The sequence below is a fragment of the Tenacibaculum xiamenense genome, from assembly GCF_964513065.1.
In the GTDB taxonomy this organism is placed as follows: domain Bacteria; phylum Bacteroidota; class Bacteroidia; order Flavobacteriales; family Flavobacteriaceae; genus Polaribacter; species Polaribacter xiamenense.
Genome location: NZ_CAZEQU010000039.1, coordinates 164278 through 187422, shown reverse-complemented (window position 1 = coordinate 187422; position 23145 = coordinate 164278). Strand labels below are relative to the sequence as shown.

At 31.2% G+C, this 23145-nt stretch carries 21 protein-coding genes and 2 tRNA genes; 19 read left to right on the top strand and 4 right to left on the bottom strand.

Annotation, left to right across the window (positions count from 1 at the left end):
- Positions 1 to 1734: 1734 nt before the first annotated feature.
- Positions 1735 to 2988, bottom strand: coding sequence for a methionine adenosyltransferase (gene metK / locus ACKTTV_RS18550; protein ID WP_408032371.1), 1254 nt, complete (start codon positions 2986 to 2988; stop codon positions 1735 to 1737).
- A 289-nt stretch (positions 2989 to 3277) separates the two neighbouring features.
- Between metK and trxA the strand changes: the two genes are divergently transcribed.
- A complete protein-coding gene (gene trxA / locus ACKTTV_RS18545) occupies positions 3278 to 3595 on the top strand; it encodes a thioredoxin (RefSeq protein ID WP_408032370.1) in 318 nt (105 codons plus the stop codon).
- A 92-nt stretch (positions 3596 to 3687) separates the two neighbouring features.
- Entirely contained in the window at positions 3688 to 6237 is a 2550-nt protein-coding gene (locus tag ACKTTV_RS18540; protein ID WP_408032369.1) for a M1 family metallopeptidase, read from the top strand.
- Positions 6238 to 6574: 337 nt separating this feature from the next.
- Here ACKTTV_RS18540 and ACKTTV_RS18535 read toward each other — a convergent pair whose 3' ends face one another.
- Complete coding sequence (locus ACKTTV_RS18535) at positions 6575 to 7870, bottom strand: T9SS type A sorting domain-containing protein (RefSeq protein ID WP_408032368.1); 1296 nt, start codon at positions 7868 to 7870, stop codon at positions 6575 to 6577.
- Positions 7871 to 8077: 207 nt separating this feature from the next.
- Between ACKTTV_RS18535 and ACKTTV_RS18530 the strand changes: the two genes are divergently transcribed.
- The 11 genes from ACKTTV_RS18530 (at position 8078) to ACKTTV_RS18480 (ending at position 17326) form a co-directional block, all read left to right on the top strand.
- Positions 8078 to 9001, top strand: coding sequence for a DUF58 domain-containing protein (locus tag ACKTTV_RS18530; protein ID WP_408032367.1), 924 nt, complete (start codon positions 8078 to 8080; stop codon positions 8999 to 9001).
- Positions 9002 to 9056: 55 nt separating this feature from the next.
- A tRNA-Asp gene (locus ACKTTV_RS18525) sits at positions 9057 to 9130 on the top strand.
- 96 nt (positions 9131 to 9226) lie between these two features.
- A tRNA-Asp gene (locus ACKTTV_RS18520) sits at positions 9227 to 9300 on the top strand.
- Between the two features lie 166 nt (positions 9301 to 9466).
- Positions 9467 to 10045: a Crp/Fnr family transcriptional regulator gene (locus ACKTTV_RS18515; RefSeq protein ID WP_408032366.1), complete on the top strand. Its 579-nt coding sequence runs from the start codon at positions 9467 to 9469 to the stop codon at positions 10043 to 10045.
- Positions 10046 to 10118: 73 nt separating this feature from the next.
- Positions 10119 to 10379, top strand: coding sequence for a hypothetical protein (locus tag ACKTTV_RS18510; protein ID WP_408032365.1), 261 nt, complete (start codon positions 10119 to 10121; stop codon positions 10377 to 10379).
- Positions 10366 to 10566 carry a hypothetical protein gene (locus ACKTTV_RS18505; protein WP_408032501.1) on the top strand — a complete coding sequence of 67 codons (201 nt, stop codon included), beginning with the start codon at positions 10366 to 10368 and terminating at the stop codon, positions 10564 to 10566. Before ACKTTV_RS18510 ends, ACKTTV_RS18505 begins: the two co-directional genes overlap by 14 nt.
- A 192-nt stretch (positions 10567 to 10758) precedes the next feature.
- Positions 10759 to 13029, top strand: coding sequence for a CocE/NonD family hydrolase (locus ACKTTV_RS18500; protein WP_408032364.1), 2271 nt, complete (start codon positions 10759 to 10761; stop codon positions 13027 to 13029).
- A 382-nt stretch (positions 13030 to 13411) separates the two neighbouring features.
- Complete coding sequence (locus ACKTTV_RS18495; RefSeq protein WP_408032363.1) at positions 13412 to 14236, top strand: prephenate dehydratase; 825 nt, start codon at positions 13412 to 13414, stop codon at positions 14234 to 14236.
- Positions 14233 to 15375: a pyridoxal phosphate-dependent aminotransferase gene (locus ACKTTV_RS18490; protein ID WP_408032362.1), complete on the top strand. Its 1143-nt coding sequence runs from the start codon at positions 14233 to 14235 to the stop codon at positions 15373 to 15375. Before ACKTTV_RS18495 ends, ACKTTV_RS18490 begins: the two co-directional genes overlap by 4 nt.
- The gene (locus ACKTTV_RS18485) at positions 15376 to 16233 is read left to right on the top strand and encodes a prephenate dehydrogenase (protein WP_408032361.1); all 858 of its coding nucleotides are present in this window, start codon (positions 15376 to 15378) and stop codon (positions 16231 to 16233) included.
- Positions 16234 to 16243: 10 nt separating this feature from the next.
- A complete protein-coding gene (locus ACKTTV_RS18480) occupies positions 16244 to 17326 on the top strand; it encodes a chorismate mutase (RefSeq protein ID WP_408032360.1) in 1083 nt (360 codons plus the stop codon).
- Positions 17327 to 17365: 39 nt separating this feature from the next.
- Here ACKTTV_RS18480 and ACKTTV_RS18475 read toward each other — a convergent pair whose 3' ends face one another.
- Positions 17366 to 17821 carry a hypothetical protein gene (locus tag ACKTTV_RS18475; protein WP_408032359.1) on the bottom strand — a complete coding sequence of 152 codons (456 nt, stop codon included), beginning with the start codon at positions 17819 to 17821 and terminating at the stop codon, positions 17366 to 17368.
- 281 nt (positions 17822 to 18102) lie between these two features.
- Between ACKTTV_RS18475 and ACKTTV_RS18470 the strand changes: the two genes are divergently transcribed.
- From ACKTTV_RS18470 to ACKTTV_RS18445, 6 genes are all read left to right on the top strand, one after another.
- Positions 18103 to 18858, top strand: a complete 756-nt coding sequence (locus ACKTTV_RS18470; RefSeq protein WP_408032358.1) for a DUF5995 family protein — start codon at positions 18103 to 18105, stop codon at positions 18856 to 18858.
- A 38-nt stretch (positions 18859 to 18896) separates the two neighbouring features.
- Positions 18897 to 19838: a ribosome small subunit-dependent GTPase A gene (gene rsgA / locus ACKTTV_RS18465; protein ID WP_408032357.1), complete on the top strand. Its 942-nt coding sequence runs from the start codon at positions 18897 to 18899 to the stop codon at positions 19836 to 19838.
- Positions 19839 to 19854: 16 nt separating this feature from the next.
- Positions 19855 to 20307: a D-aminoacyl-tRNA deacylase gene (dtd, locus tag ACKTTV_RS18460; protein ID WP_408032356.1), complete on the top strand. Its 453-nt coding sequence runs from the start codon at positions 19855 to 19857 to the stop codon at positions 20305 to 20307.
- A gap of 1 nt (position 20308) precedes the next feature.
- A complete protein-coding gene (locus tag ACKTTV_RS18455; RefSeq protein ID WP_408032355.1) occupies positions 20309 to 20959 on the top strand; it encodes a TatD family hydrolase in 651 nt (216 codons plus the stop codon).
- Complete coding sequence (locus ACKTTV_RS18450) at positions 20956 to 21672, top strand: tRNA threonylcarbamoyladenosine dehydratase (protein ID WP_408032354.1); 717 nt, start codon at positions 20956 to 20958, stop codon at positions 21670 to 21672. The genes ACKTTV_RS18455 and ACKTTV_RS18450 overlap by 4 nt, the downstream gene beginning before the upstream one ends.
- 76 nt (positions 21673 to 21748) lie before the next feature.
- Positions 21749 to 22393 (top strand): YceI family protein, encoded by a 645-nt coding sequence (locus ACKTTV_RS18445; protein ID WP_408032353.1) that lies wholly within the window; start codon positions 21749 to 21751, stop codon positions 22391 to 22393.
- A 33-nt stretch (positions 22394 to 22426) separates the two neighbouring features.
- Here the strand turns inward: ACKTTV_RS18445 and lipB are convergent, their stop codons facing one another.
- Positions 22427 to 23140 (bottom strand): lipoyl(octanoyl) transferase LipB, encoded by a 714-nt coding sequence (gene lipB, locus ACKTTV_RS18440; RefSeq protein WP_408032352.1) that lies wholly within the window; start codon positions 23138 to 23140, stop codon positions 22427 to 22429.
- Positions 23141 to 23145: the final 5 nt, after the last annotated feature.

Sequence of the window (23145 nt, the reverse complement as noted above, 5' to 3'; positions counted from 1 at the left end):
CAACGTATCTTTGAAATATCATTTAAGGTTAAAAAAACAAAAATATAGAAGTATAAGTTCGGGGGGATTTTTACTTCTATTTTTTTATTTATCCACTTCCAGAAAAAATAAATACTCAATTTACATCATTCTTCATACAAGCCATTTCAAATATTCTTTAAAAAACATAAAAAACTTATTTTCAAGCAATCCACACATGAAAACAATCAAAATATACAATCAACCAATCAACCCCTTCAATTAATCCTACAAAGAATACCAATCGTCTTTTTTTCACTATAAAAACTCTAAATGTAATGTATCTTTGAAGTGTCATTTAAGGTTAAAATATAAAAAAATAGAAGTACAAGTTCGGGGGGATTTTTACTTCTATTTTTTTATTTATTCACTTCCAAAGAAAATAAATACTCAATTTACATCATTCTTCATACAAGCAATTTCAAACACTCTAAAAAAAACACAAAAAACTTATTTTCAAACAATTTACACATAAAAACATGCAAAACATACAACCAACCAGTCAAACCCTTCAATTAATCCTGTAAAGAATACCAATCGTCTTTTTTTCACTATAAAAACTCTAATTGTAATGTATCTTTGAAGTGTCATTTAAGGTTAAAATATAAAAAAATAGAAGTATAAGTTCGGGGGGATTTTTACTTCTATTTTTTTATTTATCCACTTCCATAGAAAATAAATACTCAATTTACATCATTCTTCATACAAGCCATTTCAAACATTCTTGAAAAAAACATAAAAAACTTATTTTTAAGCAATTCACACATAAAAACAAGCAAAATATACAATCAACCAGTCAAACCCTTCAATTAATCCTATAAAGAATACCAATCGTCTTTTTTTTATAATAAAAACTCTAATTGTAATGTATCTTTGGAGTATCATTTAAGGTTAAAATATTAAAAAATAGAAGTACAAATTCGGGGGGATTTTTACTTCTATTTTTTTATTTATACTTCTTTCTAGTAAAAGCTAATATTTATTGACTTCATTTCGTTTTTAAGCAGCTCCCCACTCAATCAAAAAGCAACAAGTAATTATTTAACAACAATACACACATAAAAACATGCAAACCATACATAAAAAACGTAATTCACCACAACTTACTAGCAGCTTATCGCGTCAAAAGCACCACTTATCTATTTATCCCCTTTCAATCAACGTTAATAATCTATCTTTGGTACAAGATTTAAGGTTAAAAGAATAAAGAAAAAAGTGACGGTCTGGGGGGATTTTTACTTTTTTCTTTTCTTATTTTATAAAAGCCTCTTTTTCTTTCTCCGAGTAAGAATATCCATTATTCATTCTTGAATTACCTTTTCAAGGTTTATCTTTTCCATTTACCATTTTTCAAAATTTACCTTTATCTATCTAAACAAAATACTTGTACTTATTTTTAATACAATTTAAAACGGAGTAGGATCAACAGGAGATTATCTAAATCTGCTTTCTTATTGTTTAGCTCTAATCGACATGCACACATATCAATTAATTTTTATCTATCGTTAAACGGTTCTTAATCCAATTCTTTCTAATCAACTATTGAAAAAGGTTACTAAACTAATCTACCAATCAAAACATGATGTACAGCATTATATTTACCGTATAGTTTGGTTAATTTTCAAAAGAAGTGTTCATCAGGGGGATACTTCTTTTTTTTTGAGCATAAAAAAACCTCAGAGTAAATCTGAGGTTTATATATATTTGGAAAGAGTCTTACAAATTGAATGATTCTTTCACCTTATCTACATAATCAAGCTTTTCCCAAGTAAACAACTCAACATCTAATGTTTTACTTTCACCATTGGGTTGTGTAAATGTTTTCTTTACAACTTCATTTTCACGTCCCATATGACCATATGCAGCAGTTTCACTATACATTGGAGATCTTAATTTTAAACGTGTTTCAATTGCATAAGGACGCATATCAAAAAGTTCAGAAACCTTCTGAGCAATTTCACCATCGGTTAAATCAACTTTTGAGGTTCCATAAGTATCTACAAAGATTCCCATTGGTTCAACAACACCTATAGCATAAGAAACCTGTACTAAAACCTCATCTGCCACACCTGCAGCTACCAAGTTCTTAGCTATATGACGTGTAGCATAGGCCGCAGATCTATCTACCTTACTCGGATCTTTTCCGGAAAATGCACCACCACCGTGAGCTCCTTTTCCTCCATAAGTATCAACGATAATCTTTCTTCCTGTTAATCCGGTATCTCCATGAGGTCCACCAATAACAAATTTCCCTGTAGGATTGATATGATACTTAATATCATCATTAAATAAAGCTTGTATCTCCGAAGACAACTGAGCTTTTACTCTAGGTATTAAAATATCAACGATGTCTTTTCTAATTTTCGCCAACATCGTTTCATCCTCATCAAAATCATCATGCTGTGTCGAAACTACAATAGCTTCTATTCTTTGAGGAACGTTATCGTCAGAATACTCAATAGTTACCTGACTCTTCGCATCGGGACGTAAATAACTAATATCCTTATTCTCTCTTCTAAGGGCAGCTAACTCTTTTAGTATTAAATGAGACAAAGCCAATGCCAATGGCATATATGTTTCAGTTTCATTTGTTGCATACCCAAACATCATTCCTTGATCTCCTGCCCCCTGTTCTTCTTTACTAGCTCTATCAACACCTCTATTAATATCATCAGATTGTTCGTGAATTGCTGACACTACTCCACAAGAGTTACCGTCAAACATATATTCTCCTTTTGTATATCCAATTTTATTAATAACATCTCTCGCTATTTTCTGTACATCTAAATAAGTATTAGATTTTACTTCCCCAGCCAATACTACTTGACCAGTAGTAACTAGCGTTTCACAAGCAACTTTAGAATCCGCATCAAAAGCCAAAAAATTATCTATTAACGCATCAGAAATCTGATCTGCAACTTTATCAGGATGCCCTTCCGAAACACTTTCTGAGGTAAAAAAATATGACATATTTTACTTTTTTATATATATTTATTTCGAAGAAAGTTTATGATTGCTGCACAAAGAAGTAGGCTTACTGCTTTAGCATTTTTTTATGAGGTTGCAATCAGACAAATTTCTCCTCTCATTATGAGGGGACAAAAATAAAAATTATTTAGGTATTAAAAAATAAAGTTATCATAAAAACAATTGATAAGTTGATAATAAAAAGTAATTTTTATAGAATTGCTTTGGAAAAATATTTGTTTACTTTTGTAACTGTAAATAAGAGAATAACCACAAATAAAAAAATATATAGATGGCATTAGAAATTACAGATGCTTCTTTTGAGGAAGTAGTATTAAATTCGGACAAACCAGTATTAGTTGACTTTTGGGCTGCTTGGTGTGGACCTTGTAGAATGGTAGCTCCAATCGTTGATGAAATTAGCTCAGAATATGAAGGAAAAGCTATTGTTGGAAAAGTAGATGTTGACAACAATCAAGAGTTTGCCGCTAAGTATGGTGTACGTAACATCCCTACAGTTTTGATTTTTAAAAACGGTGAGGTAGTTGATAAGCAAGTTGGTGCTGCTCCTAAAAAAGCATATACTGATAAAATTGACGCTCAATTATAAGAGATTATCTTTTATAAAAAAATAACAAAGGTTTGGCATTCGCCAAACCTTTGTTATTTTTAGCAAGCAAACAAACTACATTTAAAACATTTATGCGCAATTACTTATTATTTCTCTTCGTTTACATTTTTGTTATTTCATGTAAAAAAGATCCGGAACCCAATAAACTATTCATTACTAAAGGAATTTCTTCAACACTCGCTGATTATCGTAAACAACAAATTGATGGTGTTATTTACAATCTTCACTTCTCAATTCCCAATAAAAAAGAGGAATCCATTCCTTCAAAACTAAAAGTTGTCTTTAATTTAAAGGACATTACTAATGATTTGGTTTTAGATTTTAACGAAAAATCTGACCATATTCTTAACATAGTAGTCAATGGAGAGGAAACTTCCATTACACATAAGAATGAACATATTGTTATTAATAAGAATACCTTAAAACTAGGAAATAATTCTGTGTCTATTGATTTTTTAGCAGGGGAGCTATCTTTAAACAGAAATGATGAATACTTGTATACCTTATTGGTACCAGATAGGGCAAGCACTCTCTTTCCTTGTTTTGACCAACCAAATTTAAAAGCACATTATAATCTAAGTATTTCTGCTCCTAAAGATTGGAAAGTATTATCAGGTGGACATCTGAAATCAAAAACAGTTAATGGCGATTTTATTGAACATACCTTTGAAAAAACGGATAAAATGAGCACTTATCTGTTTTCATTTGTAGCAGGAAAGTTTAGCGAAGTAATTGATAAAAATGGGTCGTTTCCTATGCAGCTTTTGTACAGAGAAACAAATGAAGAAAAAATTGAACAGAGTTTAACTCCTATTTTTAAAACACATCAAAGCTCTTTAACTTTCTTAGAAGAGTATACAGGCTACAAATTCCCTTTTCAAAAAATGGATTTTGCTACTTTACCTCCTTTTCAATATGGTGGTATGGAACATACGGGAGCCATTCAATACAGAGAAAACTTATTATTTTTGGATAAAAACGCAACTATCACCAGAAAGTTACGAAGAGCTAAACTAATTGCTCATGAAACTTCTCATATGTGGTTTGGTAATTTGGTTACTATGAAATGGTTTGATGATGTATGGCTTAAAGAAGTTTTTGCAAACTTCATGGCTGATAAAATTATGAACCCTGTCTTTCCAGAAATAAATCATAATTTAAATTTTATGATGTCTCATTATCCGAGTGCTTATTCGGAAGACAGAACAAAAGGAACGAATCCAATTAAACAACATTTAGGTAATTTAAAAAATGCTGGAGCTCTCTATGGGCGCATAATATACAACAAAGCCCCTATAATGATGCGCCAACTGGAGCTTCTTCTTGGAGAAGAAAAATTCCAAAAAGGAATTCAACAATACATAGCTAAGTTTGCTAATGATAATGTTGATTGGACGGATTTGGTAAACATTTTTGATGAGCTATCTGATAAAGATATCAAAAAATGGAGTCAAGTTTGGGTAAAATCTTCTGGTCGACCTATAATTTCTGATGAAATCACCTATGAAAACAATAATATAAAAACGTTTACCATTACTCAACAAGCCGAAGATGGAAGTACTAAAGTATGGAATCAATTGTTCAATTTAGGATTAGTATATGACGACGAAATAAAAATTTTAAATATTGATTTAAATAAAAAATCTATTCAAATTAAAGAGGCGGAAGGACTCCCTAAACCAAAAGAAATTATCTATAATTATAATGGAATCGGATATGGTGTCTTTCCTTTCAATTCTTCTGATATTTCCTCTATAAAAGACGATGTAGCTCGAGGGCATACGTATATTAACTTGTACGAAAACATGTTATCAGGAGTTGTATCTGTGACTGATGCGTTAAACACATATATTGCTGGTTTAAAAAATGAAAACAATGAGCTAATTCTAAATTACATCTGTGGAAGAATTAACACTATTTATTGGACTTTCCTATCAGAACAATCAAGAGAGAATTATAAAGAACTTTCAAATCTAATTCGTCAAGAGTTAAGCAAAGATAACCCAGCTAATATTCAAAAAACATTATTTAATTTACTAAAAAACGTTTCTCATTACAAAGATGGATCTCAGTTACTTTACCATATTTGGACTCAAAAAACACAGGTCAAAAATCTTGCACTCAATGAGAGCGATCTCACTAATTTAGCTATGAAATTAGCTATTTATGAACATCCTGAAGCTCAAAGTATTCTTGAAAAGCAATTAAGCTCTATTACTAATAAGGATAAAAAAGAACGCTTTTCTTGGTTACTTCCATCGCTATCTGCAGATGAAAAAACAAGAGATGACTTCATGCTTTCATTAAAAGATTCTAAAAACAGAGAAAAAGAATCCTGGGTAGAAGCTGCTCTGAGTAATCTTCACCATCCTTTGCGTCATAATTCATCAACAAAACACGTTTCTCTAATATTAAATCTTTTAGAAGAAGTACAATTAACAGGTGATATATTTTTCCCTAAAAGGTGGTTGGCTAACTCTTTGGGTAATTATTCTTCAAAACAAGCTTATGACGAAGTTCAAAACTTCATAAAAATAAATGAATATTACAATCCTATTTTATTGAAGAAATTACTTATTGTAGTTGATAACTTAGAAAAAGCACAAACAATAAAACAATAAAAGTTTTCATACGATAACCTTATAAGGCTCAGGGAAACCCCTGAGCCTTTTTTCAGTAAAATCGGGTATTTTATTTACAACTAGGTTTCAATAACTTTGAATTGCAGATATATATAAACACCTAGATTAAGGTGGCCTTTTAGGTTCTGCATATTTTATTTTTTTAATGAGTTTTATCTTAATTTCAAAAACTTCATTTCCTTTATTCCCGTAGGAATATTAAAGTGAAGTAATTTTTTTTCATTCGAACAAAAGGTTTAGCAATCGCTAAACCTTTTGTATTATAACTATTTAAATTAAACAAAAAAAACCTCCAGAATGTCTGGAGGTTCATCGATTATCTTTTTATAATCATTCTAGTAATAAAAGTATTATTGCTACCTTCAATTCTAACAAGGTATAGGCCTCTTCTCAAATTAGAAACGTTTATCTCTGTATTTTGCGTTCTCAAAATTTCTCTTCCTGAAAAATGAAGCAATCGAATATTTTCAACACTCGCCCCTCTTGGATCAATTCTTAATGTATTTCTTACAGGGTTTGGTCCAACAATCACATTTCGTAAACTTACTTCTCCTCCTCCACAACAATTTTCTCTGTAATATGCTTTACAGTCTATGTACCAACATCCTTCCGATTCTGCATAGTTTTGATCGTCAACTTGAATACAGCGAAGGTCTTTATTTCCAGTTGCACTAAATGATGTTAGATTCGTATTGGCTCCATTTCTAAGATTTAAAACTCTTAAATCGTTATTGTAACAAAACAAGTCAGTTAATTCCTGGTTATTTGACACATCTAAACACTTAATTTTATTGTTGTAACAATACAGTAGCTGTAAAGAAGTAGCTCCTGAAACATTTAGCCTTCGGATATTGTTGTTGTAACAATATAAATGCTCGAGCGAGCTGTTTGTTGAAGTATCTAAACTACTTAATAAGTTATTATAACAATAAAGTAACCTAAGAGAATCTGCTCCTTTAACATTTAAGCTTACTAAGTTATTGTCATAACAATATAAATCCGTTAAACATCCATTTTTAGAAACATCTAAACAATACAATTGGTTATTATAACAATAAAGACGTTGTAAAGACCTTGCTTTTGAAACATCTAAACTTAAAAGTTCATTATTATAACAATAGATATCCGTTAATTTTCTGCTACCAGAAACATTTAACCAGCGAAGTTTATTATCATAACAATGCAACATAGTTAAAGATGGTGTTCCCCATAAATGTAACTGTCTTAATTCATTGTTATAACAATACAAATACTTCAATGCCCTATTTCTTCCGATATGCAATTGCTTTAATTTATTATTATAGCAATACAACGACACTAAAGCTTTATTTTTAGATAAATCTAGCCTAGTAATTTCGTTATCATTACACCATAACCCCGTTAAATTAACAAAGGCTTGAATACCTCTTAAGTTTTTAATTCCTTTTCCTTGACAATACAGGCCTCCAGAAAAGTTTCTTGCTTCAGAAAGTTGAATTTTACCATCCCCATTGGTATCAACTCCAGACTCATTAATTAAATAGTTTCTGAAATTAGTATCTGGAACTCTTAGTTCGTTTGCGCTAATAACTCCTACGCACAAGAGTAAAATAAAAGTAAAAATTTTGTTCATAATGATTTTTTGTAATTGTTCTTTTGAGCGGCAAATATGTAACATGTTGCGCGAATCGGAAATGGGTAAAAACCCTAAAACCTTTTTCAGTAATTACCATGAATAACTCCCTTAGTTTACCTGAAAACAACAAAGCCATCTCCCTGAAATGGTAACAATCAAAAAAGTATTTGACTATTTATAAGTCTTTCGTTATTTTCGAAGACTATGATTGATTTAAACAACTCTCTTTCTTCTGAAATAAAAAACCTAGATTTACTGGCAAAGCAAGTGGTTGAAGGATTTATTACAGGAATGCATAAAAGTCCTTTCCACGGGTTTTCTGTAGAATTTTCTGAACATAAACTTTATAACAAAGGAGAAAGTACTCGGCACATTGATTGGAAACTGTTTGCTAAAACAGAAAAGTTATATACAAAAAAGTACGAAGAAGAAACCAACCTACGTTGTCATATAATTATTGATAACTCCGCTTCAATGCACTACCCTATCAGTAATAATAGGCAAATAGATAAATTAAACAAAATTGGATTCTCATCTGTAGCGGCTGCTTCTTTAATTGAAATACTAAAACGTCAGCGTGATGCAGTAGGATTAAGTATTTATTCCGATAGCTATGAGTTTTATGCTCCCGAAAAAGGGAGTGAACGCCATCGTAAAATGATTGTACATCAATTAGAGAAACTAATTCAATCATCCTCTTCTGCCACAACTGATACTTTTGAGTATTTACATGAAATTGCAGAAAAAATGCATCGACGTTCATTGATCTTCTTATTTACAGATATGTTTCAAACGACAAAAAGTGAAGATCAATTATTTGAAGCCTTACGACATTTAAAGCATAACAAACATGAAGTAGTATTATTTCACACCTATGATAAGGAACTAGAATTTCATTTTAATTTTGACAATACTCCAAAAAAATTTGTTGATGTTGAAACTGGAGAAGAAATTAATTTATACGCTGAAAACATTAAAGAAAAATACACTGAGTTAACCGAAGCTTTCTTTAAAAACCTAAAGAACAAATGCTTGCAATATAAAATAGATTACGTACCTGTAAACATACATGATGGCTATCATCAAGTACTTTCAACTTATTTAATCAGCAGGCGAAATTTTTTATAGAAATATCCTTTTTCAATTAAAAAAAAGTTATATATTTGCATCCGCTTAGCGCAACGGTCTGGTAGTTCAGCTGGTTAGAATACATGCCTGTCACGCATGGGGTCGCGGGTTCGAGTCCCGTCCAGACCGCTAAAGTTCTCTCGACAAATAAGTGTCGAACTTTTTAAAAAATTTGTTGCAAATACAAAAAACAATTTTATATTTGCAACCGCTTATCAAAGCAACGGTCTGGTAGTTCAGCTGGTTAGAATACATGCCTGTCACGCATGGGGTCGCGGGTTCGAGTCCCGTCCAGACCGCAAAAAGCTTCTCAAATTTTGAGAAGCTTTTTTTATACTCTTAACTTAAGACTTTCTTTATTTCCAATTTATAACTTTATCTTTATCCTAGGCAACTATATAATATTACAACAATACATAGATTCAACCTTAGACAACTTTACCCTCCAATCAAAAAGAATTATAATTGATAGAAACATTAGACGACATAAAAAACAAAATAGCCAGAAATTATTGCGATTTAAAAAGTGACACATTTATTGACTGGAATAAGAAATTCAATATTTCTGAATATAAAAAAGGAACTTGTTTAATTCATCCAGAACAACTTCGACACACTCTTTTCTATGTAGTGAAGGGATCTTTGAAAGCCTATTATTTAAAAGATGGTAAACGAATTATTGACTGGCTCACATTTGAAAACGAATTTATCACTTCAAGCAGCAGCTATTTTACCGATGAACCGAGTCTTCATTATATTGAAACTATGGAAGACAGTATTATACTTGAAACAAAAAAAGAAGATGTTGAATCTCTTTGCGAAAACCACCATGATTTTGAACATCTATTCAGGCTTATCCTATCAAAAGTTATTGTGCAATTTCGTCAGAGAATATTTTCTCTCCAATTTCGAACAGTTAAGCAACGTTATCAAAGCTTAATAGAGCAACACCCGAAAATTGAGTTAACTGTTCCTCTTGGAGATATTGCTTCCTTTTTAGGGATTACTCAAGAAACTTTAAGTAGAATTAGAGCCTCTAAATAGATTATTTGATTTAGATCAAATGAAAATACTATTGAAAACGATAGTTTTACTGCCCTAATAAAACACAAGCAGTATGAAAATTATCAACAAAATAACAAATGGAATATTACTCATTATAATAGGTATAATGCATACACATTTTACTTTTTCCTCTGGAGGCTTTCAAAAACAAATGCTAGACTTTTCAAAAACTAGTTTTTACAAAGTAAGTAATGGAATGGATGAACTTCCAGCTTCATTAGATACTACCAACTTTGAAAGTTTCGCTACATTTTGGTTTTTTTTACTTCGGTATTTTCGTTATACCACTAGGCTTATTGGTGCACTCAATTGAAAACAAAAAACAGGTCTTGCCACACTACTTTACAATAAGCTATCTTATTGTAATATTACTTGGCTGTTATATGGTTCCAAATTCTGGAATCACTGTTTTTATGTTACCACATGCCCTGTATATGATTATTAGCAATAGTATCAAAGCAAGAAAGAGATACAATAAACTAAAACATGCCATGGTTTAGACATCAAATTATTAAATAGTTTGCTTAACATAAGAATGTAAAAAGTGTAAACGCACTTACTAACGAAATATTAGCAACCTTAACAATAAAGTTGGGTCGCTATTTTTTACATTAACATCTAATCTGATATAAATAACATATATTTAAATCGTTATTCATAACAAACCTATTACGCAACATAAAAACTAAAAAATGAAAACTAAAAATTGTTTGTTACTTGTCATTGCTTTGCTTTGTAACTCCATTCTTTTTTCGCAAAAAATATATCTTCCAAAAGAGGTTCATAACAAAAAGGCTTCTATTCCAAAAGTGATGAAGAAAATTTCAAAAATTGTTTTGGAAAAGGATAAAAAAGACTCTACAACATTCTATTATAATTCAATTTTTCAAATACAACTATTAGCAGAAAAATACAAGAATGCAGAGACCAGTATTGATAAATATATTGATGGCTACACCATTAATAAATTAAGAACTGGTAGAATGTTTCTGTACAAAGTTTTTGCAAAAGCTGGTCAGTTAAGTAAAAAGGAGTCAATTCCCTTTAACGAAGCTTATAAAAAATCTTTTACCAACTCTTATATTAACTTAAAAGATGTATTGAAACCAGAGGTTACTAGAAGCGTTAATAACGACACAAAAACCTCTGATTTAGAAGAAAGATTCCATAAATCACTTAAAGAATATAAGGACAAAGACAGCCTCTCAATAGGTCAAGCAAAAAGTTTATGCAATGCATTCAGTAAATTCTATATTTATTCGAAAGTAGGACAACTAGCACACAAATTGCTAGACGAAGAGGATAAAAAAATATTTGATATTCGAAGAAATGTGCTTATCAAAACAGGTAACGGAGGAGAAGTAACTGCTTTACTCATCAGAAAAAAAGGCACTAAAAGAAAATTACCAGCGATATTTGTTTATAATATTTATGCAGGTTCATACGACTATGAAGTTGCAAAAAGAGCCGCAGTAAACGGTTATGTTGGAGTTGCAGTAAACACTAGAGGTAAGCGATTAAGTAAAAACGAGATACTTCCTTTTGAGTTTGATGGTAAAGATTCATACAAAACCATAGATTGGATTAGCAAACATAAATGGTGTAATGGTGATGTTGGAATGATGGGAGGTAGTTATTTAGGCTTTAGTCAATGGTCAGCTACAAAGAACCTACATCCTGCATTAAAAACTATAGTTCCTCAGGTATCAGTAGGAATAGGAATTGACTACCCTATGCAAAACAATGTTTTCATGAGCTATATGCTTCAATGGATTAATTATGTACGTAATAATAAATTTACCGATGAAAACGTATTTGCCAGCAGCGATTATGAAAAAGCTTATGATGAATATTATTTGAAAGGTTTATCATTCAACAAACTTGACAGTATACTAAACAAAGGAGAAAATAAAATATTCCAAAAGTGGCTTCAGCACCCTGGTTATGATAGCTTTTGGCAAAATATGGTTCCTTACAAAAATGAATTTAAGAACATAAACATTCCTGTTTTATCAACAACAGGGTATTATGATGCTGATCAGATTGGAGCTTTATACTATTTTAATCAACACTATAAACACAACCCTAAAGCAAACCATTATCTCGTTATCGGTCCATATTCACATGGAGGAGGTCAACATTACCCGAGTAAAGTTCTAATGGGGTATACTATTGATAAAGCCGCTCTTATAAGCATTCATGAATTGGCGTATCAATGGTTTGATTACATTCTTAAAAACAAGAAAAAACCAGAATTACTAAAGGATAAAATTAATTATCAAGTAATGGGAGCCAATAGCTGGAAGCATTGCTCGTCATTTGGAAACATGAATTCAAACACCTTCAAGTTTTATCTTTCTAACATAACTGATGGGCAAAACTTTAAGTTAAAAACCAGCAAACCCAGCCATGAAGGTTCCATATCTTATGAAATTGATTTAAGCAAGAGGAGTAAAAACGATTCACATGGATTCTTTTCAGGAACAATCAAAGGAGAGGAAATTAACTCTGAAAATGCAATCAGTTTTATTACTGAACCATTTAATGAAGATGTTTCTGTTAATGGTACTTTTGGAGGTGAACTAAACTTAGCTATTAATAAAAAAGATTTAGATGTATTTATAAAACTATATGAAATACTTCCAGATGGATCATACTTTTTCTTATCTGAGTATTTATCTCGAGCTAGCTATGCAAAGGACAATGAAAACAGAGAATTATTAGAGCCTTTTAAAAACTATAAATTCCCGATTAAACAATCTTTTATGACATCCAGAAAAATAGCTAAAGGAAGCAAACTTTTAGTAATCTTTGGGGTTAATAAATCAAAATACTGGGAAATAAATTATGGAACTGGGAAAACCGTAAGTACCGAAACTATTAAGGATGCTGGAGAACCTCTATTAGTAAAATTAATAAACAATAGCTATATATCTGTTGGTTACAATAAAGAAGAGAAATAGCTATACACTATTAATCAATAGTAAAATTTAAGTACAAAAAGGAAGTTGAATTTCAAAAATCGACTTCCTTTTTTCTATTATAGAACTTATAATAAACACTTTGAAATAACTCATCTCTTTTTCTAGTTAGTGAAAACGATATCGTAACTAATGAAAAATATTTTTTACTAAAACTTGTTTATTTAAAATAAAATTCCAAGATTTGTCCTGTTCAATTAAGAAAAAACACAAAGAGATGTTAAATAACGTATGGCAAGGTTTCTATTTTTACTTTTACTTTTTTAGTAAGAGAAGAGACTTTATACCATATTGTTAAGTAACAGAAAAAATAATATAAACGTAAAGTCTCGATAACATCGAGGCTTTTTTTTTGCATTAAAAAATGAAGAAAATAGCCATTCAGGGAATACAAGGAAGCAACCATCATATTGTGGCACAAAAATATTACAGCGACAACATTCAGTTGAACGAGTGCTTATCGTTCGATTCCTTAACGGACAGTCTTTTGAAAAAAAAATCTGATGAAGCAATTATGGCTATTGAAAATACCATTGCAGGTTCTATAATTCCAAATTACGCGTTAATCGACAAACACAATTTGCACATTACAGGTGAATACTATCTTCCTATTCATCATCATTTAATGGCATTGCCAAATCAAAATATTAAAGATATCAAGGAAGTTTGTTCACATCCAATGGCACTTTTACAATGCAAAGAATTTTTCAAAAATCATCCTTCAATTAAACTTGTAGAAGATGTTGATACTTCAGCCGTTGCTAAAGCTATTGCAAAGCAGCAATTAAAAGGTGTAGCTGCTATTGCTCCAAAAATAGCCGCTGACATTTTTGATTTAGAAGTTCTTGAAGATGAAATACAAACTATTAAGAATAATGAAACAAGATTCGTTATCCTACAAACTAAAAAACCTATTAATCAAACAAATTACATAAGTAAAGCATCCTTACGTTTTGAATTAGATCATAAAAGAGGTAGCCTTGCTACTGTTTTAAACGTGATGAGTGACTGCAAGTTAAACTTAACAAAAATACAATCACTCCCCATTATTGAAACTCCATGGAAATATGCTTTTTTCGTGGATGTTACCTTCAACAGTTATGACGATTATAGCAAAGCAAAATCGATTATTGAAATAATGGCTAATAATTTCAAAATACTAGGAGAATACAAAAACGGAAGATCATGATAACATTTGCCAATCGTTTACAAACCGTTCAAGAGTACTACTTTTCTAAAAAGCTTAGAGAGGTACGACAACTTGCTGCCGAGGGAAACCCAATTATTAATATGGGAATCGGCAGTCCCGATTTACAACCTCCAAAATCGGTACTTAAAGCTATTCAAGATAGCCTAACCGAAACTGGGGCACATAAATATCAGAGTTATCAAGGACTTCCAGAGTTTAGAAATGCCATTGCCAACTTCTATAAAAATAAATATAACGTGGCTGTAAATCCAGATAGTGAAATACTTCCTCTAATGGGAAGTAAAGAAGGTATCATGCATATTTCCTTAGCTTTTTTAAATGAAGGTGATAAAGTACTAATTCCTAATCCAGGATACCCAACATATAGTTCCGTTACTAACTTAATAGGTGCTAGCCCAGTATTTTACAATTTAGATGCTGGCAATGAATGGCAACCGAACTTTGAAGAATTAGAAAAGCTTGATTTATCCAATGTAAAACTAATGTGGATTAATTACCCTCATATGCCCACAGGTGCTAGAGGTCTGGAAGAAACCTATAAGAAGTTGATCGCTTTTGGTAAAAAACATCATATTATTATTGTAAACGACAATCCGTATAGTTTCATTCTAAATGAAAAGCCTCGAAGTATTTTACAAGTAGAAGGAGCAAAAGATATTGCTTTAGAACTAAACTCTTTGAGTAAATCATTTAATATGGCAGGATGGCGTGTTGGAAAACTAATTGGTAATTCTACGTTTTTGAAGGAAGTACTTAAAGTTAAAACTCAAATGGATTCTGGTATGTTTTATGGAATTCAAAAAGGAGCTATTAAAGCTTTAGAACTTGAAAACTCATGGTTTTCGGATCAGGATAAAATATATAGGAAAAGGCAACAACTCATATTTGAACTTGCCGATATTCTTGAATGCAACTACGATAAGAATGCTACTGGAATGTTCGTCTGGGCAAAACTACCTAATGGAAAATCTTCAGAGGGTATGGTTGATGATTTACTATACAATAAAAACATTTTTGTGGCACCAGGAAGTATTTTTGGTAGTCAAGGAGAAGGTTATATACGTTTTTCTTTATGCATTCCAGAAACACAAATAAAAGAAGCAATAACACGATTTTAGATGAAAGTATATGTTATAGGATTGGGGTTAATCGGTGGTAGCTTAGCACTCGATATTCAGGAAGAGTTTAAAGACAGTACTATCTATGGTATTGACATTAATGAAAATCATATTAAAGAAGCTCTAGAGTTAGGAATCATTCACAAAGAAGGAGCTTTAGATTCTTTAAATGAAGCAGATGTCATTATTATTTCGGTACCCGTAGATGTATCATTAGACCTAACTAAGAAAGTTTTGGATACTATTTCAGAGAACACCTTAGTTATTGATGTTGGCTCTACCAAAGTTGATATTTGCAAAAGTATTGAAGATCACCCAAACCGAAGAAATTTTTTAGCTGCCCACCCAATTGCAGGAACCGAATTTTCAGGACCAAAAGCAGCATTAAAAAATCTATATAGAGGTAAAACTAACATCATTTGCGAAGTAGAGAAAACAGCTTTCAAACTTCAAGAGAGAGCTCTTTCAATCTTTTCAAAAATTGGGATGCGCATTCGCTATATGGATCCGAAATCTCATGATAAGCATATTGCCTATGTATCGCATTTATCACATATAAGCTCTTTTATGCTAGGTAAAACAGTTATTGAAAAAGAGAAAAATGAACGAGATATATTCGATATGGCTGGTAGTGGTTTTGCCTCAACCGTTCGTTTAGCTAAAAGTTCACCGGCTATGTGGACACCAATATTTAAACAAAATAAGACCAATGTTATAGAAACACTCGAAGAATACATATTAAACTTACAGCAATTCAAAGAATTAATGCAGCAAGATAATTTCGAGGAGATTTATAAAGAAATGGAAAACACTAATCATATAAAACAAATTTTAAACGGTATTTTATTAGATGCCTAAGTAACAGCAAATGGAAAATTCTAAACAACTGAGAACGTGGTTAGATGATATGAAATTATCTCACCCATTAGTAATTGCCGGGCCTTGTAGCGCGGAAACTGAAGATCAAGTATTAAATATAGCTCATCAACTTAAAGACTCCGATGTGAATTATTTCAGAGCTGGTATCTGGAAACCTAGAACACGTCCAGGTAATTTCGAAGGAGTTGGAGCACTAGGGTTAAACTGGTTACAACGTGTTAAGGAAGAAACAGGGATGAAAACTTGTACCGAAGTAGCAAACACAAACCATGTAAAGTTAGCTCTTGAAAATGATGTAGATTTATTATGGATTGGAGCAAGATCAACCGTAAGTCCTTTTATCATGCAAGAAATTGCTGAGGCTCTTGAAGGAACGGATAAGATTGTCTTGGTAAAAAATCCTGTGAATCCAGATTTAGCTTTATGGCTTGGAGGAATTGAAAGATTATACTCAAAAGGAATCAAAAAACTAGGAGCAATACACAGAGGTTTCTCTACATACGAAAAGTCGAAATATCGTAATATTCCAGAATGGCAAATCGCAATTGAATTCCAAAACAGATTCCCTGATTTACCATTAATTTGTGATCCTTCACATATCACTGGTAACCGAGAAATGGTTTTTGATGTTTCTCAAACAGCTCTAGATTTAAACTTCGATGGGTTAATGGTTGAAACACATAATGATCCTGACAATGCATGGAGTGATGCTGCACAACAAGTTACACCTGATTCACTTAAACAAATGATGGTAGATTTAAGAGTTAGAAAAGAAACTGCTTCTGATAAAAACTATAGAGAAGGGTTAGAGAACTTAAGAGCTCAAATCAATGTAGTCGATAATCAGTTGATCGATATTCTTGGAAAAAGAATGAAAATAGCTGATAAGATTGGAGAGCTGAAAAAAGAGAAGAACGTTGCTGTTTTACAATCTAAACGATGGAACGAAATTCTAGGAAACATGATTCTTGAAGGAGAAAACAGAGGATTAAGTGAAGAGTTTGTTTTAAAAATGTTTAAAGCGATTCACCAAGAAAGTATTAATCATCAAGAAAAGATAATTAAAGGATAAAAAAAAGGCGCCCAATTGGGCGCCTTTTTCAACAATTAACTATTGTTTAAGTCTCTTAAAGATATATCTCGTAATAAAAATACCATTTTTATCACCTTTACCTCCGTAACTCTCAACTCCGCTATTTACAAAAGCTAAGTCCCATCCTTCTTCAACCATAGTGTTGATTTTAGATGTAATTACTGCGTCATTCGCTACAATGTTTTGAAATCTGATACCACCAATATTGAAAAAGTTCAATAATTTAGTTTCTTCAAAATTCTTAACACGAATCTTAGATCTGTCCGATTTGTTTCTTTTATCACCTTCTTCTGAACGTACAGAAGTAAAATCTTTGTAATTTCTTTCGTCGTTTGAAGAGATTAATCTTGATCTTCCTAAACCACTTGGAATAATTGACTCTACACTTGTGATAACTTTGTACTCATACTTTTGAGCAACTGCCGATAACGACACGAACACAAATAAAATTAGTGTTACTACTAGTTTCTTCATAAATTTTTAGATTTTTTTTTCAAGTCCGCAAAGCTATCTCTTTTTTTCAATTTCCTTCCTTTTTTTAACATAATTTGAACTAAATAAAATAAATATATTTAGTAGACACTTTTAGTACGTATTAGCAACTTTTCAACACTGAAATTTATTAAAAAGTCATATTATCATTATTTTCTTATCGTTTCTTCAGTATTCAAACCTGATATTCTATTTTTCCTCCCTCTTATTTTGTTGAAATAACTTTTATTTTAGTAATTTAACTTTACCAAACTTAATAAAACATGCCACCAATTAACACAATTGACGATGTAATTAACACGCTTCAACAAATTGTCGATGATTCCATAAAAAACGAAAGCACTCTAGGTTATTTCGCTGCACTTTATTTAAATGTTACAATCAAAGTAAAAGAAGGTATTGAAAATAACTACTTTGAAGACGGTAAAAGAATGGAAAAACTTGATGTTATTTTTGCTAAGAGATATATTCAAGCCTATTTTAATTTCAAAGAAAATAAACCTACAACTTTAGCTTGGCAAAAAGCTTTTGGGATCACTAATAAATTCTGGTATATCGTACTCCAACATCTACTAATAGGAATGAATGCCCATATAAATTTGGATTTAGGAATCGCTTCTGCTGAAGTAATGAAGGGTAAAGACATTGAAAACCTTAAAAACGATTTCAATAAAATTAACTCTATCCTATCCTCTCTTGTTCATGAAGTTGAAGAAGACCTCTCTGAAATCTGGCCTTTTTTAAAAACTATTTTAAAGTTTACCAGTAAAATTGATAGCTTTTTAATAAACTTTAGTATGAAGCTAGCAAGAGATGGAGCGTGGAAGTTTGCTACGAAATTAGCAAGCACTCCTCAAAATGATATTGACAAAGTGATTGATGAACGAGATATTGATGTAGCAGAAAAAGCCTCAATTATTACTAGACCTGGAATAATTATCCAACTTATTTTTATGTTTATTCGTATTGGTGAAAGAGGTTCAATAGCTGATAAAATAAGAGATTTAAGTGAAAAATAACTTTCACAACATTCAATTTTTATTCTCATCTTTGCTAAATGATTGGAACCGTTTATAAATCAACAGGAAGTTGGTATTGGGTAAAGTCGGAAGAAGTACTTTATAAATGTAGAATTAAAGGAAAATTCAGAATCAAGGGTATAAAAAGTACAAATCCAATAGCCGTTGGAGATATTGTAGAGTTTGAACTTGAAACCAAAACTGATGACGAAACTGGTGTTATTACAAAAATTAAAGATCGAAAAAACTTTATTGTTCGTAAGTCGGTTAATCTTTCAAAACAAACTCATGTAATTGCTGCCAATATTGATCAGGTATTCTTGTTAATTACAATCAATAACCCTCCTACTCTAACAACATTTATCGATCGTTTTTTAGTAACTGCTGAAGCTTATTCTATTGAAGTTATTTTGGTTTTCAACAAAATTGATTCCTACGAAATAGAAGAGAAAGCCGAAATACTATATTTAAAAGACATTTATGAACCTATTGGCTATAAGTGTATTGAAGTTTCTGCTGTTGAAAATAATAATGTCGATGTAGTAAAAGAGTTAATGCTAAACAAAGTGAGTATGTTTGCAGGTCATTCGGGTGTTGGTAAAACCACCTTGGTTAATGCCATAGAACCTACATTAGATTTAAAAACAAAGGAAATTTCTGAACAACACAAACAAGGGCAACATACAACTACCTTTGCTGAAATGTTTGATCTTAGTTTTGATGCTAAAATCATCGATACTCCTGGAATAAAAGGTTTTGGTGTTGTTGATATGGAAAAAGATGAATTAGGTGATTATTTCCCTGAATTCTTTGCATTAAAACAACACTGCAAATTTAATAACTGCATCCATATAAACGAGCCTCATTGCGCTGTTAAAGACGCTCTTGAAGATGAAGAAATTTCTTGGTCTCGTTATAAAAGTTATTTGCAAATTTTAGAAGGAGAAGAGGAAAATTACAGAACGGATATCTGGAAATAATTAAGAAGTATTTTAAATGAAAGTAGTAATCCAAAGAGTTACTAAAGCTAGTGTTACAATAGATGGCAATAAAGTAGCAAATATTAATAACGGTTTGTTAATTTTATTAGGTATTGTTAATGAAGATACTCAAGAAGATATTAATTGGTTATCTAGAAAAATTGTAGGGCTTCGCATTTTCAATGATGAAGCGGGAGTTATGAATACTTCAATTCTTAATACGAAAGGAGATGTTATTGTTGTCAGTCAATTTACATTACACGCTTCCACTAAAAAAGGAAATCGTCCAAGTTATATCAAAGCAGCAAAACCCGATGTTGCAATTCCTTTATACAAAAACTTCATTCAGCAAATTGAACATGATTTGGGTAAAAAAGTACAAACAGGAGAATTTGGTGCTGATATGAAAGTAGAACTTTTGAATGATGGGCCAGTAACCATTATTATAGATTCTAAAAATAAAGAATAATATGATGTTTTTTGACGTTCACACCCATCATTTCGAACCTCAAAAGAACATTGTTTCAATCATTAATCAATATCCAAAAGATAATTCTATTGATTCTTTTTTTTCTGTAGGAATACATCCTTGGTATATTCCTAAGTCAGAATCAGAGTTAAAATTTGAATTTGATCTATTAAGAGAGAAACTTAAACTAAAAAACTGTTTAGCAATAGGAGAATGTGGATTGGATAAATTATCTGAAACTAACTATGAAATCCAAAAAAAGGTTTTCAAAAAACACGTTGAGCTCTCGGAACATGCCAAAAAACCTTTAATTATTCATTGCGTGAAAGCTTACAATGACATTATTGTTTTAAAAAAACAATTAAAACCTCAACAAGCATGGATTTTACATGGTTTTAATAAAAGCCTTCAAACTGCTCAAGATTTGGTGAAAAACAATATTTATATTTCTCTTGGAAATGCTTTAATAAAAAACAGAAAACTTCAAACAGTTGCCAATGAAATTGACTTTTCAAAAATTTTATTAGAAACAGATAATTCAGAAGAGTCTATTAGCAACATTTATAATACATTTGCCTCCATTAAAAATGAGAGTATTGAACTCGTTATAAAACAAATTAATAAAAACTTCAATAAAATATTTATAGTATGAGTTGGTTAGAACGTACTGAATTATTAGTGCAAGAAGAAGGTTTGAATAAAATTAAAAAAGCCAATATTTTAGTTGTTGGATTGGGAGGGGTTGGTTCATTTGCCGCTGAATTTATTGCCAGAGCAGGTGTAAATAAAATGACTATTGTTGATGGAGATGTTTTTGATGAAACCAATAAAAATCGTCAGTTACCTGCTTTAAACAGTACTATAGGAAAATCTAAAGCTCAGGTAATGGCTTCTAGAATAAAAGATATAAACCCTGATATTGAATTAACTGTTGTAGAGGAATTTGTATCTCCAGAGAGAGCATATGAAATTGTAAACCCTAAATTCGACTACGTTCTTGATTGTATCGACAGTATTACTCCAAAAGTAAATCTCATTGTAGCTGCAAGAAGAAAAAAGGTAAAAATAGTAAGTTCAATGGGAGCCGGAGGAAAATTAGATGCTTCAAAGGTTAGAGTCAAAGATATCAGTAAAACAAAAAACTGCAAAATGGCTAAAAACCTAAAGAAACGATTAAAAGAGCGAAAAGTTGATAAAGGGGTTCGTGCCGTATATTCTGAAGAAGTCCAAATACCAGAAAGTTTAAAACTTACCGATGGTACCAATTTTAAGAAATCATATTACGGAACAATTAGTTACATGCCAGCAGCATTTGGTTTACAAGCGGCTTCATATGTTATAAATCAGTTAATAAATAAAAAATAATTTCCACGGAAAATATTTTTTATCTACATTTGTTCTAAATTAGAACAAAAAATTCAATCATTTAAAACTAATATTTATGAAAAAATCAATTTTAGCAATTGCTTTTGTAGCATTAACTGCTGTTTCATGTAAAAACGATAAGAATAAAGTAGAGGCTAAAGAAGAAGTTAAAGACGTAAAAAAGGTTGAAAACGTAATTAACTCATATAAAGCTAATGTTGCTGAATCTACAGTAACTTGGAAAGGTTCAAAACCAACAGGTTCTCACGATGGAGTTGTTTCTTTACAGAATGGTGTTTTCGATATTGAAAATGGGACATTAAAAGCTGGAGAATTCACTATTGATATGAACACAATTTCTTGTACCGATTTAGAAGCTGGAAATGGTAAAGAAAAGTTAGAAGGACACTTAAAAAATGCTGATTTCTTTGATGTTGCAAAGTTCCCTACTGCTAAGTTTGAAATCTCTAGTTCTGAAACAAAAGGTGGAAAATTACACGTTACTGGAAACTTAACAATTAAGGAAGTAACTAAGAGTATTACAATTCCAGTTACCGTTACTGAACAAGATGGTCTTGCTACTTTAAAAAGTGATACATTTAGCGTAGATCGTACTGACTTCGGAGTAACTTATAGCTCTAAAAAGTTCGACGCTGCTTTAAAAGATAAATTTATCAATGACTTAATGGAAATGTCTTTCGAGATTAAAGCGAAAAAATAATTCTATTTAGAATATCATAAAAAAAGAGGTTGATTAATCAACCTCTTTTTTTATATATTTTTCTACCTCAAACAACTCTTTAAAATGCTTTAATATTTTTTCCTTCACCTCTTCTTCATCAACATTTCTACCTAGTTCAACATGCATCGAAGTTACCGCTTTCCCTCGTATTCCGCATGGAATAATATTATCAAAATACCCCAAATCGGCATTAACATTTAGGGCAAAACCATGCATTGTTACCCATCTACTAGCTCTAATTCCCATAGCACAAATTTTACGAGCGAATGGAGTACCAACATCTAACCAAACTCCAGTTTCTCCAGCGCTCCTTTCTCCTTTTATACCATACTCTGCCAAGGTTAAAATAATTGTTTCTTCTAGAAGTCTTAAATACTTATGAATATCTGTAAAAAAGTTTTCTAAATCCAAAATTGGATATCCTACAATTTGTCCTGGACCATGATAAGTAATGTCACCTCCTCTATTAATTTTATAAAAAGTAGCTCCTTTTTCCTTTAACTGATCTTCATTTAATAATAGGTTACTAAGATCACCAGATTTACCCAAAGTGTACACATGAGGGTGCTCAACAAATAAAAAATAGTTCGGAGTATTAATTTCTTTACCTGTGTTCCTTCTTTCTTTCTTCAAAGCCACTATAGAATCTAACAAACTGGTTTGCAGACCCCAAACTTCTTTAAAATCTTTTTTTAATAAATCTTTTATATAAATATTTTTATTCATAAATT

Coding starts and splice junctions, on each gene's coding strand:
- metK (WP_408032371.1), bottom strand. CDS start 2,988: ATGTCATATTTTTTTACCTCAGAAAGTGTTTCGGAAGGGCATCCTGAT.
- trxA (WP_408032370.1), top strand. CDS start 3,278: ATGGCATTAGAAATTACAGATGCTTCTTTTGAGGAAGTAGTATTAAAT.
- ACKTTV_RS18540 (WP_408032369.1), top strand. CDS start 3,688: ATGCGCAATTACTTATTATTTCTCTTCGTTTACATTTTTGTTATTTCA.
- ACKTTV_RS18535 (WP_408032368.1), bottom strand. CDS start 7,870: ATGAACAAAATTTTTACTTTTATTTTACTCTTGTGCGTAGGAGTTATT.
- ACKTTV_RS18530 (WP_408032367.1), top strand. CDS start 8,078: ATGATTGATTTAAACAACTCTCTTTCTTCTGAAATAAAAAACCTAGAT.
- ACKTTV_RS18510 (WP_408032365.1), top strand. CDS start 10,119: ATGAAAATTATCAACAAAATAACAAATGGAATATTACTCATTATAATA.
- ACKTTV_RS18500 (WP_408032364.1), top strand. CDS start 10,759: ATGAAAACTAAAAATTGTTTGTTACTTGTCATTGCTTTGCTTTGTAAC.
- ACKTTV_RS18495 (WP_408032363.1), top strand. CDS start 13,412: ATGAAGAAAATAGCCATTCAGGGAATACAAGGAAGCAACCATCATATT.
- ACKTTV_RS18490 (WP_408032362.1), top strand. CDS start 14,233: ATGATAACATTTGCCAATCGTTTACAAACCGTTCAAGAGTACTACTTT.
- ACKTTV_RS18485 (WP_408032361.1), top strand. CDS start 15,376: ATGAAAGTATATGTTATAGGATTGGGGTTAATCGGTGGTAGCTTAGCA.
- ACKTTV_RS18480 (WP_408032360.1), top strand. CDS start 16,244: ATGGAAAATTCTAAACAACTGAGAACGTGGTTAGATGATATGAAATTA.
- ACKTTV_RS18475 (WP_408032359.1), bottom strand. CDS start 17,821: ATGAAGAAACTAGTAGTAACACTAATTTTATTTGTGTTCGTGTCGTTA.
- ACKTTV_RS18470 (WP_408032358.1), top strand. CDS start 18,103: ATGCCACCAATTAACACAATTGACGATGTAATTAACACGCTTCAACAA.
- rsgA (WP_408032357.1), top strand. CDS start 18,897: ATGATTGGAACCGTTTATAAATCAACAGGAAGTTGGTATTGGGTAAAG.
- dtd (WP_408032356.1), top strand. CDS start 19,855: ATGAAAGTAGTAATCCAAAGAGTTACTAAAGCTAGTGTTACAATAGAT.
- ACKTTV_RS18455 (WP_408032355.1), top strand. CDS start 20,309: ATGATGTTTTTTGACGTTCACACCCATCATTTCGAACCTCAAAAGAAC.
- ACKTTV_RS18450 (WP_408032354.1), top strand. CDS start 20,956: ATGAGTTGGTTAGAACGTACTGAATTATTAGTGCAAGAAGAAGGTTTG.
- ACKTTV_RS18445 (WP_408032353.1), top strand. CDS start 21,749: ATGAAAAAATCAATTTTAGCAATTGCTTTTGTAGCATTAACTGCTGTT.
- lipB (WP_408032352.1), bottom strand. CDS start 23,140: ATGAATAAAAATATTTATATAAAAGATTTATTAAAAAAAGATTTTAAA.